General features: G+C 35.2%; 12 protein-coding genes. 7 read left to right on the top strand and 5 right to left on the bottom strand.

What is annotated here, in order from left to right; all coding sequences use genetic code 11:
• Positions 1-38 precede the first annotated feature (38 nt).
• From ABW637_RS03480 to ABW637_RS03470, 3 genes are all read right to left on the bottom strand, one after another.
• Positions 39-299, bottom strand: a complete 261-nt coding sequence (locus tag ABW637_RS03480) for a hypothetical protein (RefSeq protein ID WP_367583242.1) — start codon at positions 297-299, stop codon at positions 39-41.
• A 117-nt stretch (positions 300-416) separates the two neighbouring features.
• A complete protein-coding gene (locus ABW637_RS03475) occupies positions 417-1,823 on the bottom strand; it encodes a DUF5689 domain-containing protein (RefSeq protein WP_367583241.1) in 1,407 nt (468 codons plus the stop codon).
• 58 nt (positions 1,824-1,881) lie between these two features.
• Positions 1,882-4,767, bottom strand: coding sequence for a carboxypeptidase-like regulatory domain-containing protein (locus ABW637_RS03470; RefSeq protein ID WP_367583240.1), 2,886 nt, complete (start codon positions 4,765-4,767; stop codon positions 1,882-1,884).
• A gap of 340 nt (positions 4,768-5,107) precedes the next feature.
• Here ABW637_RS03470 and ABW637_RS03465 point away from each other — a divergent pair, with 340 nt between their 5' ends.
• Complete coding sequence (locus ABW637_RS03465) at positions 5,108-6,157, top strand: endonuclease/exonuclease/phosphatase family protein (RefSeq protein ID WP_367583239.1); 1,050 nt, start codon at positions 5,108-5,110, stop codon at positions 6,155-6,157.
• 49 nt (positions 6,158-6,206) lie between these two features.
• Here ABW637_RS03465 and ABW637_RS03460 read toward each other — a convergent pair whose 3' ends face one another.
• Together ABW637_RS03460 and ABW637_RS03455 are read right to left on the bottom strand one after the other, a co-directional pair.
• The gene (locus ABW637_RS03460) at positions 6,207-6,611 is read right to left on the bottom strand and encodes a hypothetical protein (protein ID WP_367583238.1); all 405 of its coding nucleotides are present in this window, start codon (positions 6,609-6,611) and stop codon (positions 6,207-6,209) included.
• A 113-nt stretch (positions 6,612-6,724) separates the two neighbouring features.
• On the bottom strand, positions 6,725-8,560 hold the full coding sequence (locus ABW637_RS03455) for a cation:proton antiporter (RefSeq protein ID WP_367583237.1): 1,836 nt from the start codon (positions 8,558-8,560) through the stop codon (positions 6,725-6,727).
• A 237-nt stretch (positions 8,561-8,797) separates the two neighbouring features.
• On the opposite strand from ABW637_RS03455, the gene ABW637_RS03450 reads away from it, so the two are divergent.
• The 6 genes from ABW637_RS03450 (at position 8,798) to rnpA (ending at position 16,837) form a co-directional block, all read left to right on the top strand.
• Positions 8,798-9,658: a universal stress protein gene (locus tag ABW637_RS03450; protein WP_367583236.1), complete on the top strand. Its 861-nt coding sequence runs from the start codon at positions 8,798-8,800 to the stop codon at positions 9,656-9,658.
• A complete protein-coding gene (locus ABW637_RS03445; RefSeq protein WP_367583235.1) occupies positions 9,659-11,923 on the top strand; it encodes a SulP family inorganic anion transporter in 2,265 nt (754 codons plus the stop codon).
• Positions 11,924-11,964: 41 nt separating this feature from the next.
• Positions 11,965-12,825, top strand: a complete 861-nt coding sequence (locus tag ABW637_RS03440; protein WP_367583234.1) for an MBL fold metallo-hydrolase — start codon at positions 11,965-11,967, stop codon at positions 12,823-12,825.
• Positions 12,826-12,839: 14 nt separating this feature from the next.
• A complete protein-coding gene (locus ABW637_RS03435; protein WP_367583233.1) occupies positions 12,840-14,516 on the top strand; it encodes a S8 family serine peptidase in 1,677 nt (558 codons plus the stop codon).
• Positions 14,517-14,527: 11 nt separating this feature from the next.
• Complete coding sequence (locus ABW637_RS03430; protein ID WP_367583232.1) at positions 14,528-16,357, top strand: M1 family metallopeptidase; 1,830 nt, start codon at positions 14,528-14,530, stop codon at positions 16,355-16,357.
• 102 nt (positions 16,358-16,459) lie between these two features.
• Positions 16,460-16,837, top strand: a complete 378-nt coding sequence (gene rnpA, locus ABW637_RS03425) for a ribonuclease P protein component (protein ID WP_367583231.1) — start codon at positions 16,460-16,462, stop codon at positions 16,835-16,837.
• The last annotated feature ends 20 nt before the right edge of the window (positions 16,838-16,857 follow it).

Below are 16,857 nucleotides of genomic sequence, written 5' to 3'. Positions count from 1 at the left end.
AAAAAGGCTGGATAATTAAATCCAGCCTTTTTTCTTTTTTACTTCTTGTTATTTTCGAGTTCGCGTTGTTTTCTTTTCTGTTCGCGTTCTCGTTTTCTTAGTTCTCTTTTTATTTTTCTAACTTCTTTTTTCGACAATGGTTTAGTCACTGTCTTCTTTTTAGTCTTTTTTGTGACTACAGCGGTATTTTTTGTTTCCGCTTTTTTGGTTGTGGTTTCAGTTTCTTTCTTCTTTTCGCCACATGCGACTATTGCTATTAAAAAAAGCCCTAGCAATACCCACTTTTTTAACGTTTGCATAATACAACATTTTTGATTTGTACTATCTATTAAACGTAATATCGCAATAATTGTTTTATGTCATTGGTAGACCCCAGTTTTATTGGGTGTTTGGACCTCAAGGGTTTTATTTTAAACTTATTTCCCTGTAATCTTAACATTATCAATATGATATCGAGTAGTAGCTCTGGGGTCACCACCTACATATCTAAAACCTATTCTTGCGTTACCTTCTATACAAGATATACCCATAGGTCCTGAACTGATGAAATCACCAAAAGCATTTAATGGTGCTCTGGGGATAATTGCATCAAGTTTTTCCCAAGATGTTGATCCTACATCACCAGTAAAATTATTGGTAATAAAAACTTCTAGAATATTACCGTTATCATAGCCTGCCTGTAGATCAAAATTTAGAGTTTCGCCTGTTGTCATACTTAAGTCAATTTCTGGAGTTATTAACCAAACTTCATACAGGCTTTCTTTTGATCTAAAGCCTGTGATCTGCGCATATTGATTTCCCGCAAAGTCCCCTATTTTGTAAATAAGCTTACCGCTTGTGGTATTCGTATTAACCCACCCTTTTTCTTCAAGATCTTTAGTTTTTAAGTCTGTAAAACTTTCTTCAAACAATACCGTTGATCCATTTTCTGTTGATGGGCATTCTAAAACAATGGGGTCACAGCGGGTTTCTGTATCAAATACTAACCCAGTTGGGTCATTAAGCACTAGATTATATGTATCTCCTTCAAAATTTTTAGTTAAAATACCCTCGAAACTTCCTTGTTGTACTGGTAATTTGAGACCTCTAAAATCAGAAAAGGTGCTTGTACTAAGTAATATTGATCTCCCTGTTTCGCAGCTTTCTAAGATACGTTCTCCATCAAATTCATCATTCGATTCTGCGGCAAACGTAAATGTGTTACTCTCTTGTACAATGTTTTTATTAAACTGAATGTTGTTTACTCTAATATATAGGTTTAAAAGTGTATCGGTAAAATCTTCAAAAGACAATACTAGTGGAGTAATAGTGGCTATCTCTGTAGATCGAATAACCACCTCATCTATAGAAAATGAAGGAACTGCTCCAACATCATTTCCTTCAGAAACACCTAATGTGGCAACACCGTTTTGCATACCTAAAGACAATCCATCTAACTTTATATATACTTTCCGGCCAAACTCATATTTTGTAAATAGCGGACTATTATCTATTAATACTCGTATTCCTGATTGTGGGTTTTCGCTCTTATCCTGAAGTATTAATTCTTTAAAAAAATTACCTGCTTTATCACTAGATATTACATAACCTAGTATAAAATTATCTGTGTTTTCAAAAACCACTTTTGCGTTTTCGCCTTCCTTTTCTAGCTCTTGTCCTAAAATCCCAAGTAGGGCATCAATTGATATTACTGTACCTTCAACCTCTTGTTCTTGAACAATTACTTCTGGTGTTTCGAAATCTTCTTCTGGAGCACAGCTAAAAATTACACTCACTATGGTTAGAAGAAATAAACCCTTTTTTATCTTATTTTTAGTCTTCATATTTTAGTTCTTTATTGAATAGTAAACCTGTCAGGTCTTATTAAGATTTGTGTTTTGATTAAAATCGTACATAAACATTTACGTAGTAAGAAGTACCAAGCCCATAAAAATATTTCGATCCAAAAACTGGGGTTTCTCGTCGTGATTCTTCTAGAGTTCTTCTGTAATTTGCATTTCTGGTTTGTTCAAAACCTCCCGTTCTATATTTTTGATTAAAAATATTGCTTATTGAAGCAAAAAAACCAACATAATAGCTGCCAACTCTCCAGGATTTACCTCCAATAGCATTCACTATAAAATAATCGTCAAACTGTTCTTGTTTTAAAAGATCCTTCGCAATATTTTCATCATAATCATTAAAAGGAAGCCCATCACTGTCTTGGTAAAAATTCGATGTTCTGGCAAAAGGACTGATGTTGATATACCCATTAGAAAAATAATTTGTAGTTGTCCCAAACCACCAAAAATCTGGATCACGATATTCGAAACCTAGTTGTGCAGCATTTTGTGGTCCTCCAGAAAGATGATATCCCTCTAATGCAGATTTTCCGAAGTTTCGTATGCCTTCGAAATTTGTAAAAGCCTCACTAGTGCTCGTTAAAGTTAGGTCGGGGTTGTTGTTATAAATAAAGTTACCGAATCCTGCGGCGGCTTTTAGTTTGATTGTTGGGGTGATTTGGTATTCGATTCCTAATTCTCCTCCAACGTATAGCTTATCTATATCGGTAAGTATTTCCTGAACAAATCCTGTGTCTGATCCAGAGATGGCTTGGGTAAAGAAGAATGAAATGTTGGTAGCATCCTCGATTTTGGTATAATATCCCGTTGCCCTGGCCTTTATTGTCGAAGAACGAAATACATAACTAACATCTGCAGATTGGATTTTTTCACTTTCTTGATTTCCCTCCAATATCTCTGCTACTGTGATGTTGTTTTGTCTTGCATTTACAAAAGCATTGCGAATTGTTGGTGCCTTAGTAAAATATGTTCCCTGTATCCCAATAGAATTACGTCCATTGATTTTAAGGGTTGCTCCCCCTTTTGCACCATAATTTGTAAAATCAATTGGTGTACTCTTTCCAAAAGATTCTTTTCCGGGAAAATATCCATTTTCAAAAAGTCCGTTTCTTTGATATGAGATTTGAGAAACATTTGCCCCTAGGAAAAAATCAATTGTGTTAAACGTAAACTGCCCTTGAACAAACCCATCTAATGTATTTGCTTCAATTTCATAATTATAATCATACCGATCACCCTCCCCCACAATACGATTTGGGTGTTGCAGATCGCTTTGTGCTCTATTTGCCGCCTCTTCTGGTGTCTGTTCATTACCCGATAAAGCAAATAAATCGACATCCAAAAAACCTGTGCCTCCCAGAAGATCTTTTACCTCTGCAAAATTTTCACTTTTTAACCGCCTATAGTTGATGGTTGAATTTAATGAAACGTGTTTGCTTATTTGGCTATTTAGAATCACATTCCCGACCAATTGAGTGTCGTCTGTTCTATCTTCATATAAAATATAAGTGGCATTATTGCCCTGCTGCCTGTTTTGTTGATTGGTCTGCACTAATTCGTCCCAGGAGATCTGACCATCATCGATAAGTGTCTGCTGAGCTAAAAAAGCATTTTGATAGTCAAGTGGAGTTGGATTAGGGTCGGCTAAAAAGGAGCTCGGTAAATTATCAGGATGTGCCGGATTGGTGGCTACACTCCTACCACCACCAACATAAATTTGTTGGTTATTAGGCCCTAATATCTGATCACCCCCTCCAGTATCGATTCTACTGTTTCCAGTTTTTCCGGTTTGTAATGCGATATTAGTATTTAAGCTTGTGTTTTTTGTTATATCCCAGTAATGATTGAGCATTATAACAGGTTCTTCGATACTCCTTTCCCTAGAATTTCTTTTTTTGCCGTCTTGATACCCCCAATTAGGGTTATAGGTGTTTCCTTTGATGTTATAAACCTCCTCTGTTATTGCGGTAGACTTACCACGTCTGTTTGGGGTATAAAATCCCGTTAGATTGAGGCTATGCTTTTTGTTCAATTTCTTTTCAACAGAAACAAAAAAAGAGTTTGAATCATATAATGTACCCTCAATAAACCCTTCGTTTCCATATCTACGAGATAGTGATAATGAAAAAGCCCAACCTTTTAATGTTTGGCCAGAGTTATACGTTCCCATTACCCTTCCTTGATAACTTCTGTTTGAAGTAGCATAAGACACTCTACCTCCTTTTCGATACTTTGAGGCTCTCATAATGATGTTTGACGTGCCTAAAAGATCCCCAAATGTATAATCGTTTTGTGAAATTCCCTGAGAAAATTCCTGGTTGCGTTGCACATCATTTAATCCTCCCCAATTACTCCATTGTGGCCTTCCATTAAAAAACTTATTCATTTCAACTCCATTAATTAGCACTTTTCCATTTTCATTTCCGAGGCCACGTGGACGAAAAAAGGTGGCGCTAAAATCAAATGCTGCAGCATTAAGAAACACATCTCGGTTTGCATAAAGTAATGCGGCCATATTGTAAGACACATCGCTATTTTCATCTAGTTCGGTGTCAGAAAGGCTAATAACCCCAATCTGTTTTTGCTCTGTATTGAAGTCGAATTTTAAGTCAATCTTATTGAGATCTAATAGTTTTCCTTCATTAATTACGACGGGAAATTGTTTTGTAACATATCCTTGCCCTGATATAATAAGAATCTGCTCCCCTAGAGGTAAGGTTGTATTTTTAAAATCAAATTCACCTTTATTATTGGTTATGGTAACTACGTTTGATCTTTTAACCTGTATTTTGATATCCTGAAGCCCTTGACTAGTGATTATATCTACGATTTTTCCTTTTAGTTTCGTTTGTTGGGCATTTAGCATAAGTGTACTACAAAAGAAAATCAGGATCACATATTTTGGGTTAAAATCATAATAAGTCATATTAATTGTTGCATGAAAGTTTATAGAGGACAAGAATAGAAAATCCCAGTTTCATTTTTCGGAACTAGGATTTTTTATCATTGTAATTGATTTTAATAGGCACGAAATCAATTAAGTTTTTGAGTTTTTTCTCCCTGGATTATTGTGTTACATAAATAAATGATGATGAGCCGACAGAAACATCCCCCTAACCCCCTTCAAAGGGGGAATTATTATCCCCTTGAGGGGATTATAGGGGTGTTTTTGACTCTTATTAATATTTGTATGCCCTTACGAAAAAGAACCATTAAAAATTTAAAAAATTGGTTGCTAATAAATTGATATTAAAAAGAATAATCTTATGACCTTAAAACATTCCTGTATCCTTTCTTTCTTTTTACTTTCTTCTTTTGTTTTTTCTCAAGAAAAGAAGGAATATCAGGTGAATACTATTGCATTTTATAATCTCGAAAACCTTTTTGACCCCGAAGATGATCCTATAACTTTTGATGATGACAGAACCCCTAAAGGTAAAGATCATTGGACTTATGAAGTGTATAGAGATAAAATTAAAAACATGGCCCAGGTTATTTCTAAAATAGGAACCGATGTGGCTAAAAATCCGCCAGCTATCTTAGGGGTTGCAGAGATAGAAAACCGAAAAGTATTAGAAGATCTTGTTAATGAAGAAGTGCTCTTGCCAAAAGATTATGGTATTGTTCAATTTGATTCACCAGACAGAAGAGGAATTGATGTAGGGTTGCTCTATCAAAAATCTTTATTTAAACCTAAAAACAAAAGTGTACACGAATTGGTCATTTATGATCACAATAGTGCTAAGCGCGTATATACCCGAGACCAATTGTTGGTGAGTGGTTATTTAGACGGAGATCTTATTCATATTATTGTTAATCACTGGCCTTCGCGAAGAGGTGGAGAAGCACGGAGCCGATATAAAAGAAATAAGGCAGCCTCGCTTACTAAAAAAATTATGGATTCTCTTTTTGCTATTGATCCATATGCAAAAATCATTGCAATGGGCGATTTTAATGACAATCCACAAAATACAAGTATAAAAAAGATATTGGCTGCAAAGTCTAATAGACAAAAGGTGATGTTAAAAGAACTCTATAATCCCATGGCAAAACTTGCCAAAAAAGGAATTGGCTCTTTGGCCTGGGCAGATCGCTGGAGTTTATTTGATCAGATCATTGTGTCTAAAGCATTTCTTCGAAACGATTACACTACATACCAATATTATAAAGCGGGTGTGTTTAATGCACATTATTTAACGACTTCAAAAGGTAAATATAAAGGCTATCCTTTTCGTAGTTTTTCTAACGGTTCTTACACGGGAGGATACAGTGATCATTATCCAGTATATTTATACGTGATCAAAGAAAAAAGGTGACCAATACAATGATCACCTTTATGTTTTTATTGTTTGAGTATAAACTATTCTAGATACAACTAGAAAGTTCTACATATCGCTCAAAAGGAATTTCTAAATCTCTTTCGCCGATAAAAGCGTTTCCGTTTTCGCCTCTGCACACTTCTTCATTTACACCGCTATTGGTACAGATTAAACAGACTCTACCTGCAAAAGTACAGTCTCCTAATACATTTAATTCTGATCTTAATCCTTTTATAACATCCGCATCTAAATAACAACTATTGTTTAAGTTGTTTTCTATTGCTGTCTTATAGGCTTCACAAGTAGCTGTGGTGCTGTTTTCTGTATATTTAAGCAACGCATCTGCCAGAACTAAGTCTCCTGCACTACAATCAAAACTATCCTCATCGCTTTTGCAGCCAGTAAATCCCAGGGTTAGGACACATACGGCCACACACATAAGTTTTTTCATAGTCATTTTATTTTGGGTTAAGTAGGGTCAAAAATAAGAAAATTAAGGTCTTATGCCTCATTCGATGCTAAAAAAACGTATGATATGACTTAAAACCGACCTTTTTATCAACGTTATTTAATGTCTTCGATATCAATAGGTTTACCAATATAAGCCAAAAAACTATTCTCTTCTATCTGTTCTATTTCTTCACTAAACGAAGAAATTATTCGAATATTTTTATTAGGGTCTTTTATAAACAAAGGGATAATGTCTTTATCTTCTTTAGTGAGCTCTATAAGGTTTTTGTAATGTTTTTTATTTTTTATTTTTATTTCCTGAATTCCAGGGTATCGCTCAGCTAATTCAATAAGTTTAAAATAATCGTCGGTATGAGAAAACAACCCTTCTTGTGGGTTGTTTTTGGGATTTTTCATTTCCTCAGAAGTTATCAACCTAAATGAGCCGTTTTCTCCAAATTGATTTTTAAATTTTTCTATAGCGTATTTATTAATATCACTATTAGCCGTTAGTGCCATTAGATATCCCATGTCACTTAGCTCAATGTTGTCTTTGAGTTGGTCTCCGTATATATTGCCTACAATTGCTTCTAATCCCAGGTCTTTGGCTTTATTGATATTGCTTCTATTATTATCTACAAGCACCACATGCCTGTTATTGTTTTTTAGGTATGCAGCTATTAACCTTGAAACCTTTGAAGAGCCAATAATTAAAATTCCTTCTGATTTGTTAAGAAATACACCCACTAGTTTGGCAAAATATCGTGCAGTTGTAGCATTTAGTAAAACGGTTCCCAGCACAATCATAAATACTAATGGCGTAATATATTCTGCTCCTGGTTCTCCGGTCTTATACAATTTTAATCCAAAAAGAGAAGCGATCCCTGCGGCTACAATACCTCTTGGACCGACCCAGCTAATGAATAATTTTTCAGTGGTTTTAAGTTCTGATCCCATTGCGCTCAAAAATACTCCTAACGGTCTAATGATAAGTACTACTATTGCAAAGAGCAGTACAGCCTGCCAATTATATACCAATTTTAGGTCTTCGATGTTGATGTTTGCAGCCAGAAGAATAAATAATATTGAGATCAAAAGCACGCTCAAAGATTCTTTAAAATATAAGATCTCACTAAGGTTGGGAAGGTTAATATTTCCTAAAACCATCCCCATAATAACCACAGAGAGTAATCCAGATTCATGCGCAAAAACATCTGATAACACAAAAACGCCTAATACTGCAGCCAATGTAACCACATTAAGCAGATAGTGCGGAACAATTTTTCTTTTGATCACAAACGCCAAACCATGAGCAAAGGTGAATCCAAAGGTGAATCCAAAAAGTATAATCTTAGTAAACTCGATTAAAGCTGTTCCTGTAAATTGACCACCATCTCCCGCTTGAATAAATTCAAAAACCAAAACCGCAACCAGTGCTCCAATCGGGTCAATTAAAATCCCCTCCCATTTTAAAACAGCCGAAACATCTTTTTTAAGAGGTATGTTTCTTAAAATTGGTGTAATCACTGTTGGACCCGTTACTATAATCAATGAAGAAAATAGGAAAGAAATAGGCCAGCTTAAGTCAAAAATAAAATGAGCGGCCAAACCTGCTCCAAAAAACGTAACAACCACAGCCACAGTAATTAATTTTATAATCACAGGCCCTACATTAAGGATTTCACTTCTCCTTAAGGTTAGTCCACCTTCAAAAAGAATAATGCCAATCGCCAGAGATACAAAATAGAAAAGACTTTCGCCAGGGAAAAGGCCCTCTACTCCATTCCAGATGGGTTGTATGAGCTTGGTGCCATCACTTGTAAACAATGTTGCAAATGGACCCACCAAAAGTCCTATTAAAATTAAAGGTAATATCGCAGGGATTTTAAATTTCCATGCAACCCACTGAGCTAAGATTCCTAGTATAATAATTCCTGCTAGTTCTAACATACTTCATTATAATCAAAATTACAGTTAAGAAAGATCGTAATTTTTTTTTAACATAATCAAAATAACATCTATTTCTTAAAGAAGCTAGTTCACTTTTTTTAATATACAAAGCTACCTTTAACCGTAAGTAGATGATATTATAATTAGTATAACAATCCGTATTAAATTGATTATTGTGGTTTATTTCAAAAAATTAAGTTTATCTTCTGCCTCTTAAATTATAAGAAAACAAAGGTCTTGAGCGAATTATTCAATCATAAATTTAGTACAATCCTTATTGGTGTTGCTTTTTCCCCTAATCTAAAAAACAATATTTTTGAAGCCATGAGAATGGTGGATTTTTTTGATTCTAAATTAATTCTTGTTCATGTTGGAGAAAAAACACATGACAAGGAAAATCAAATAAAGAAGTTGATTGCTGGGTTTTCTGAAGACGATGACGACAAGGTAAAATTGATATGGAAACAAGGAGACCCTGTAGAGGTGATCATCAATACTGCCAAAGACAATAATGCCGACCTTATTATACTAGGTGCTATACCTAGAGAGGATTTTCTCAAGTTTTATATTGGGTCGATAGCCCGAAAAATTACTCGAAACGCCCATTGTTCTGTTTTACTTCTTATTAAGCCTTCAGAAGATTTGCGCCCTTGCAATCATATCGTGGTCAATGGCCTTGAGGATGAAAAGACCAAACAAACCATTTTTGATTCTCTGGAAGTAGCACAAAACTTAGGCGCACATAAAATTACAATCGTAGACGAAATTTCTCAGCAAGAAGTACATGTAGTTGTTGAGGACGATCAATCTCTCTTAAAAGACACATTGATAAAAGAACAGTTAACAAAAAGTAAAGAACAAAGGGTTTATGATATCCTTAAAGAGGTTCCCGAAACACTCAAAAAAGGCGTTTTGGTAAAAACACAATCCATTTTTGGAAAAAGAGGGTATTCTATTGGACATTATGCTAAAGTTGTTGGAGCCGATTTATTAATCATGAGCGCTCCTGAAAAAACCACATTCTGGGATCGTATTTTTCCTCATGACCTCGAACACATATTATCAGAATTACCTACAGATGTTTTAATTATGCGATAAATGGAAGAGACAAAGAACAAAACATCCAATTTTATTTCTCAATTACCGAAGAATGTGTTTTCGGGCTTTGTGGTATCACTAATTGCTTTACCACTAGGACTTGGGCTTGCACTAGCATCTGAAGCCCCTCCTATTTCCGGAATCATTGCTGCAGTGGTTGGTGGGATAATTGTATCTATCTTTGGTGGGTCTAATGTAACCATAACAGGTCCCGGAAATGGATTGGTGGTTGTTTTGCTGGGTGCTATTACCACACTTGCCAATGGTGATTTATATCAAGGTTATATTTTTACCTTAGCCGCAATTATATGCTCTGGTGCCTTAATGATTGTTATTGGACAGTTACGCTTAGGGATTCTTAGTGACTTTTTCCCATCTTCTGCAATCCAAGGAATGCTGGCGGCAATTGGAATAAGTATTTTTGCAAAGCAGTTTCATGTAATGCTGGCCAACACGGGCATCAAGGGGGATACACTTTCTTTACTAGCAGATATACCAGGTAGTGTTTCATCATTATTTACTTCGGGGCAAAACCATATTGTTATCGCCGCAATTGTGGGTGTGTTAAGCCTTTTTATTATGGTTTTTTATGGCAAAATTCGCAATAAATATTTTCAATTAGTTCCGGCCCCTATGTGGATTGTTCTTTTGGTCATAGGGCTAAGTTATTATTACGAGTTTTTCTCGAAGGACCAATATCCTATTAGCGCAGAACTTTTAGTTAAGATACCTAATGATGTGTTTTCAAATATTCCAGCTCCTGATTTTGCATTAGTACTGGATCCAAAATTTATTGGGGTTGTTATTGCTATTACATTAATTTCTAGTATCGAATCTTTATTAAGTATTAAGGCCGTAGACAAGCTGGATCCGTTTAAAAGAAGGTCTAATGTAAACAAAGATCTAACGGCTCTTGGTCTTGCTTCAATTGCCAGTGGTTTTGTAGGTGGGCTTAATGTGGTTACCGTTATTGCCAGAAGTTCTGTAAATGTAAATAATGGGGGTATGAACAGATCTGCTAACTTTTTTCATTCTGTATTCCTAATCTTATTTGTTCTATTGTTTCAGGATCAACTTAGACGAATACCGCTTACCGCTTTAGCAGCAATCTTGGTGTACACTGGTTATAAGCTGGCCGCTCCAAAAAATTTAAAGGATATTGCAAAAATCGGTAAAGAACAGGTGCTTATTTTTTTTGCTACTATTGTCGCGACCATTACTACCAATTTAATAACCGGAATTCTTATAGGAATCCTTGCCACCATAGTTATACACTTTATACTCAATAAAAGTGTGATGTTTTTTATACGAAACATTTTTAAACCCAACGTACTTATGTTTAAAGAGGGTGGTAATGGCACTTATTTTATAAGCGTAAAGGGGTTTTCGAGCTTTATGAATTACACACACTTAAAAAGGAAGTTAGACACTATTCCCGAAAGTAAGGACGCTATTATAGATTTTTCTCTTTGCAGTTTTGTAGATTATACCGTACAAGAAAGTCTTTTAGGATATCAAGACGCCTTTACCCGAAAAGGTGGGTCTTTTGAAATCACAGGCTTAGATATCCATGGTGCTTCGTCAGAACACCCTCTGGCAGTACGAAGTTTAATTCCGTTTTCAAAAAAAATCAAAACAGGATCTAAGTCAAACCTTACCAAAAGACAAAAAGATTTACAGACTATTGCAACTGATTTTTCATGGAATTATGATTCGAAAAAGGAGTATAATACGTCATATTTAACCGACTTTGTTTTCTTTAAAACCAAAAGAGTTAATTATATAAGCAATTCTATTTTTGATCCTAAGTCGATTTTTAAAATTTCGGATGTAGAATTTTCTGAAGGTGAGTTTATTGCCAGATCTTTAGTAAGAACAACAATCCTGACTATAAAACTAAAAAAAGAAGTTCCTAAATTTACACTAGACCGAGAGGGTTTATTAGAGTTTGTATATAAATTTGCTGGTTTTAAAGATATTCAGGTCGAAGGACACTCTGATTTTTCTAAACGATTTTTTCTTTTGGGCGAAAATCCCGAAAAAATTCGACTGTTTTTTATCGATGAATTGGTGTTGTTTTTTGAGAGTAACCCTTACTATCATATAGAATGTAATGGCAACTCTTTATTGTTACTAAGAAAAGAGCGTTTGGCAAGTGTAAAAGAAGTAAAAGCACTTTTAGATTATGGAACTCGTCTTGAAAAGATTGTGTCTGATATTCAATATGGTGAAATAGTGTTAAAAAGTCCAAAAATTAAATCTTGATCCTTCTCTTTTTTTCTATTTTGCAAAGATTTTGATAAATTATGAACTTATATCCTGTAAAGGCCGGAAATTTTAAACTAGATGGTGGTGCCATGTTTGGTGTCGTGCCTAAGGTTTTATGGAATAAAACAAATCCTGCAGACGAAAAAAACTTGATTGATATCGCGGCAAGATGTCTGCTTATTGAAGACGGCGATAAACTTATTCTTATCGACTCTGGGATGGGAGACAAACAATCTGAAAAATTCTTTAGCTATTATTCTCTCTGGGGAAATGATAGCTTAGATAAGTCGCTGAAGGAAATAGGGTTTCATCGAAATGATATAACCGATGTTTTTATCACCCATCTTCACTTTGATCATTGTGGCGGTGTGGTGCAATGGAATGATGCCAAAACAGGTTACGAATTGGCGTTTAAAAATGCCAGAATATGGAGTAATGAAGAACACTGGCAATGGGCAGTAACCCCTAATGCCAGAGAAAAGGCTTCTTTTCTAAAGGAAAATATTATTCCGATTCAGGAAAGTGGGCAATTAAACTTTGTTTCCAGAACAGAGAATGCGTTCCAAAAAAATTCAGAATTGGGGTTTGGCGTACTCTTTGCAGATGGACATACAGAAAAACAAATGATTCCGCATATAGAATATAAAAACAAGACTATAGTTTTTATGGCAGATTTATTACCAACTGCCGGTCATATACCCTTGCCCTATGTAATGGGGTATGATACAAGGCCTCTATTGACCTTAGATGAAAAAAAACTGTTTCTGGATAATGCGGCAACGAATGGTTGGTATTTATTCTTAGAACACGATGCTCATAATGAAATAATAACAGTACAACATACAGAAAAAGGCGTTAGACTTAAAGAAGTTTTTACATGCCATGAAATATTTAATTAAAATTAAACCCGAAAATGAATTTCTCATCAAATAAAATCCTTATCACTGTTGCTTCGTCAATGATTCTTGCAAGTTGCGGAGCTCCAGTAATTGTTTCTACTCCGATAGAAAATATAGATTCTATTCCATTAAAAAATATAGATTTAACAGATTCTCAGCTAAAAAACTGGGGTTCGAGTGACTTAGTTTCTGATACAATCCCCGGAATGAGTGTAGATAAGGCGTATAATGAACTTATAAAAAACAGGAAAGGACAAACCATAATCGTTGGGGTAATTGATAGTGGTGTGGATATAGAACATGAAGATCTTGATGGAGTCGTTTGGACCAACCCTAAAGAAATTAAAGGCAATGGTAAAGACGATGACAATAATGGATATGTAGACGATATTCATGGGTGGAATTTTCTAGGAGACTCTGATGATGAAAACCTGGAGTATGTTAGAATTATTAAAAAATTAAAACCGAAGTACGTTGGCAAAAACCTTGCTTCTGTAGCAGAGGGGGATCGAGATGAATACCAGCAGTATATAGAAGCTAAGGCAGAATTTGAAAAAGAATATCAAGAAGCGGCAGGAAACAAAATGCAATATGAACAAATCCTGCAACAATCTAAAGTTTCTCATAAGGCTATTGTTGATGCTATAGGAAAAGAAGATTACACAAGCCAGGAGCTTTTAACGGTAGAAGCAAAAACTCCAGAAATGCAACAACATATTGCATTTCTTTCTCAGATGTTTGGATTTTTAGATCCAGGTGATACAATTCCTGATTTTATTAAAAACCTGAAAGAAGGAGTTGAGCATTTTACAGAACAACTTAATTATAATCTTAATCCAGATTTTGACGGAAGAACGGCTGTTGGGGACAATGTTGATGATATCACAAATACAAAATACGGCGATAACAAAGTGATGGGTCCTGATCCTAAGAAAAAAGGTATAAAACACGGAACCCATGTTGCGGGAATTATAGCGGCAGAGAGAAATAATGGAAAAGGAATGAATGGTGTGGCCCAAAATGTAAAAATAATGGCAATACGCGCAGTTCCTAATGGTGATGAATACGATAAGGATATTGCACTCGCCATACGATATGCTGTAAACAATGGGGCCAAAGTAATTAACACTAGTTTCGGAAAATATTATAGCACCCATCCAGAATGGGTTAGAGAGGCTATTCAATACGCTGCATCAAAAGATGTGCTTATTGTTAATGCAGCAGGAAATGAAGGTATAGATCTTGATCAAAAACCAGTGTACCCAAATGATCAAACCGATAATGGTACAGAAATAGCAAACAATTTCATCACTATTGGTGCATTGAATTATAAATATGGGTCTGATTTGGTAGCTGATTTTTCTAATTATGGAAAAAGTAATGTAGACGCCTTTGCTCCTGGGGTTAAAATATGGGCAACAACTCCGAACAACTCGTATGAGTATTTACAGGGTACTTCGATGGCGTCGCCTGCGGTTGCGGGAGTAGCTGCACTAATACGATCATACTATCCAAAACTAAAAGCTTCTCAAGTAAAGCAAATTCTTATGGATAGTGGATTAAGTACCAAAGCCACGGTAAACATAGGTACCGATATGCCAAGTATATCTTCTTTTTCTGAATTATCTAAATCAGGAAAAATGGTGAACCTTTACAACGCCCTTATTATGGCAGATAAATTATCTAAGTAACTTATAGTATTATGTTTAAAAAAATTGCTTTAGCGCTTTTCTTTGTTGGGACCAGTATGGTTGCACAAAACAACACGCCATATTGGCAACAACATGTAGATTACAAGATGAATGTTGACATGAATGTTGAAAATTTTCAATACACAGGAACACAAGAATTAATCTATACAAACAACTCACCAGACACCTTAACTCAGGTTTTTTATCATCTATATTTTAACGCATTTCAACCAGGAAGTGAGATGGACGTTCGTTCTCAAAACCTCCCGGATCCAGACCCAAGGGTATTAAGTAGAATTAGTGTATTAACTCCTGAAGAAATCGGATATTTAAAAGTTTCTTCTTTAACACAAAACGGAGCACCTTTGACATATGATGTATCGGGTACTGTTCTAGAAGTAAATCTAAGCAAACCCATTGCTCCGAAGGAAAAGGTGACTTTTTCGATGAAATTTAATGGTCAAGTACCTAAACAAATACGTCGTTCTGGGCGTAATAGCAAAGAAGGTGTGGCACTATCAATGACACAATGGTACCCAAAGATGGCAGAATATGATTTTGAAGGATGGCATGCTCATCCGTATATCGCCAGAGAGTTTCACGGCGTTTGGGGTAATTTTGATGTTACGATCAATATCGACAAAAATTACATTTTAGGTGGTACCGGATACCTTCAAAACCCTGATGAAATTGGCTATGGTTATCAAAAATCTAATACTGAAGTGAAAAAGAAAGGAAAAACTCTTTCATGGCACTTTAAAGCCCCTAACGTTCATGATTTTACATGGGCGGCAGATCCAGATTATATTCATGATGTGCTAAAAATGCCTAATGGTCCCACTTTACATTTTTTATATAAAAACAATGAAGAGATCATTGATAATTGGAAAGACCTGCAGTCAAAAACCGCAGAACTGATGAGCTATTTTAGTGAAAAAATAGGCAAATACCCGTATGATCAATACTCTGTAATCCAAGGTGGAGATGGAGGTATGGAATATGCTATGTGTACCTTGATTACTGGTGAACGAAGTTTTGAAAGCCTCGTTGGAGTTACAGCCCATGAAATGGCTCACGCCTGGTTTCAGCACATACTTGCAAATAACGAATCTAAGCATGAATGGATGGATGAAGGTTTTACCAGCTATATTTCTACACTTGCCATGAATGAAGTAATGAAACAAAACAACCCAAACTCCTTAAAAGGAATGTATCAGGGGTATTTTCAATTGGCTACTTCGGGTATAGAGCAGCCACAAACTACTCAAGCCGATCGCTATAGCCATAATGCTGCATACGGTGCTTCTGCATATGCTAAAGGAGCCGTTTTTCTATCACAATTAGGATATGTCATTGGAGAAGACAATCTAGCTAAAACTATACGAAAATATTTTGATGAATGGAAGTTTAAGCATCCTACACCCAACAGTATAAAAAGGGTTGCAGAAAAGGTTTCGGGTATACAATTGGATTGGTATTTAACCGATTGGACCCAAACAACAAACACTATTGATTACGGAATTAAAGAGGTTACAGCAAGTAGTAATAAAACAAAAATAACCTTAGAACGCATTGGATTAATGCCTATGCCTATAGATCTTTATGTAGAATATAGCGATGGCTCGATAGAGTCTTTTTACATGCCCTTGAGAATGATGAGAGGAGTAAAAGAAAATCCTATTCCTTCAATAAAAAGAACCGTTTTACCAGATTGGTCGTGGACCAACCCCACCTATGTTTTTGATCTCGATAAACCAAAATCTGAAATAAAATCTATCAAAATTGATATTACCAATGTAATGGCCGACATCAACCCAAGTAATAATAGTTACACCATGTAATTTCAAGTTTTGAAAACGTAATCGCCGGCTTTAAAAAAATTTTAAGGCCGGTTTTTTTATAATTTGTTGTATAATACATCTTATTACTACATTTAATGCTGAATGAAGGCAACTTTTAATAAAAAAGAAAGACTAAAAAGTAAAAAAGAAATAGAACTACTCTTTTCAGAAGGAAAATCTATTTCAAAGTATCCTGTACGCCTGGTATATAGAAAATCTACTTTGGAAGAAGGAGTTACAGTTAAAGCTGGAGTTTCTGTGAGTAAACGCAATTTTAAAAATGCAACGGATCGCAATCGTATAAAACGTTTATTGCGTGAAAGTTATAGAAAAAATAAGTATATTGTATCCAACACTACTCATCCATTCACTTTTATGTTTTTATATTCGGGTAAAGAAATGCCAGAGTATTCTTTAATCGAATCTAAAATAAAAGTAATATTACAAACCTTTGTTAAACAAGAGGTGGCATCAAAATAATGCCAGGTTTTTGATCGTAT

Origin of the sequence: Aquimarina penaris (assembly GCF_040786285.1) — a bacterium.
Taxonomy (GTDB): domain Bacteria; phylum Bacteroidota; class Bacteroidia; order Flavobacteriales; family Flavobacteriaceae; genus Aquimarina.
Note: the sequence above shows the minus strand (reverse complement) of the source record. Positions and strands in the feature narration are given on the sequence as shown.

Bases quoted from the DNA above. Each gene is read 5' to 3' on its own strand.
- ABW637_RS03480 (WP_367583242.1), bottom strand. From the start codon at position 299: ATGCAAACGTTAAAAAAGTGGGTATTGCTAGGGCTTTTTTTAATAGCA.
- ABW637_RS03475 (WP_367583241.1), bottom strand. From the start codon at position 1,823: ATGAAGACTAAAAATAAGATAAAAAAGGGTTTATTTCTTCTAACCATA.
- ABW637_RS03470 (WP_367583240.1), bottom strand. From the start codon at position 4,767: ATGACTTATTATGATTTTAACCCAAAATATGTGATCCTGATTTTCTTT.
- ABW637_RS03465 (WP_367583239.1), top strand. From the start codon at position 5,108: ATGACCTTAAAACATTCCTGTATCCTTTCTTTCTTTTTACTTTCTTCT.
- ABW637_RS03460 (WP_367583238.1), bottom strand. From the start codon at position 6,611: ATGAAAAAACTTATGTGTGTGGCCGTATGTGTCCTAACCCTGGGATTT.
- ABW637_RS03455 (WP_367583237.1), bottom strand. From the start codon at position 8,560: ATGTTAGAACTAGCAGGAATTATTATACTAGGAATCTTAGCTCAGTGG.
- ABW637_RS03445 (WP_367583235.1), top strand. From the start codon at position 9,659: ATGGAAGAGACAAAGAACAAAACATCCAATTTTATTTCTCAATTACCG.
- ABW637_RS03440 (WP_367583234.1), top strand. From the start codon at position 11,965: ATGAACTTATATCCTGTAAAGGCCGGAAATTTTAAACTAGATGGTGGT.
- ABW637_RS03435 (WP_367583233.1), top strand. From the start codon at position 12,840: ATGAATTTCTCATCAAATAAAATCCTTATCACTGTTGCTTCGTCAATG.
- ABW637_RS03430 (WP_367583232.1), top strand. From the start codon at position 14,528: ATGTTTAAAAAAATTGCTTTAGCGCTTTTCTTTGTTGGGACCAGTATG.
- rnpA (WP_367583231.1), top strand. From the start codon at position 16,460: ATGAAGGCAACTTTTAATAAAAAAGAAAGACTAAAAAGTAAAAAAGAA.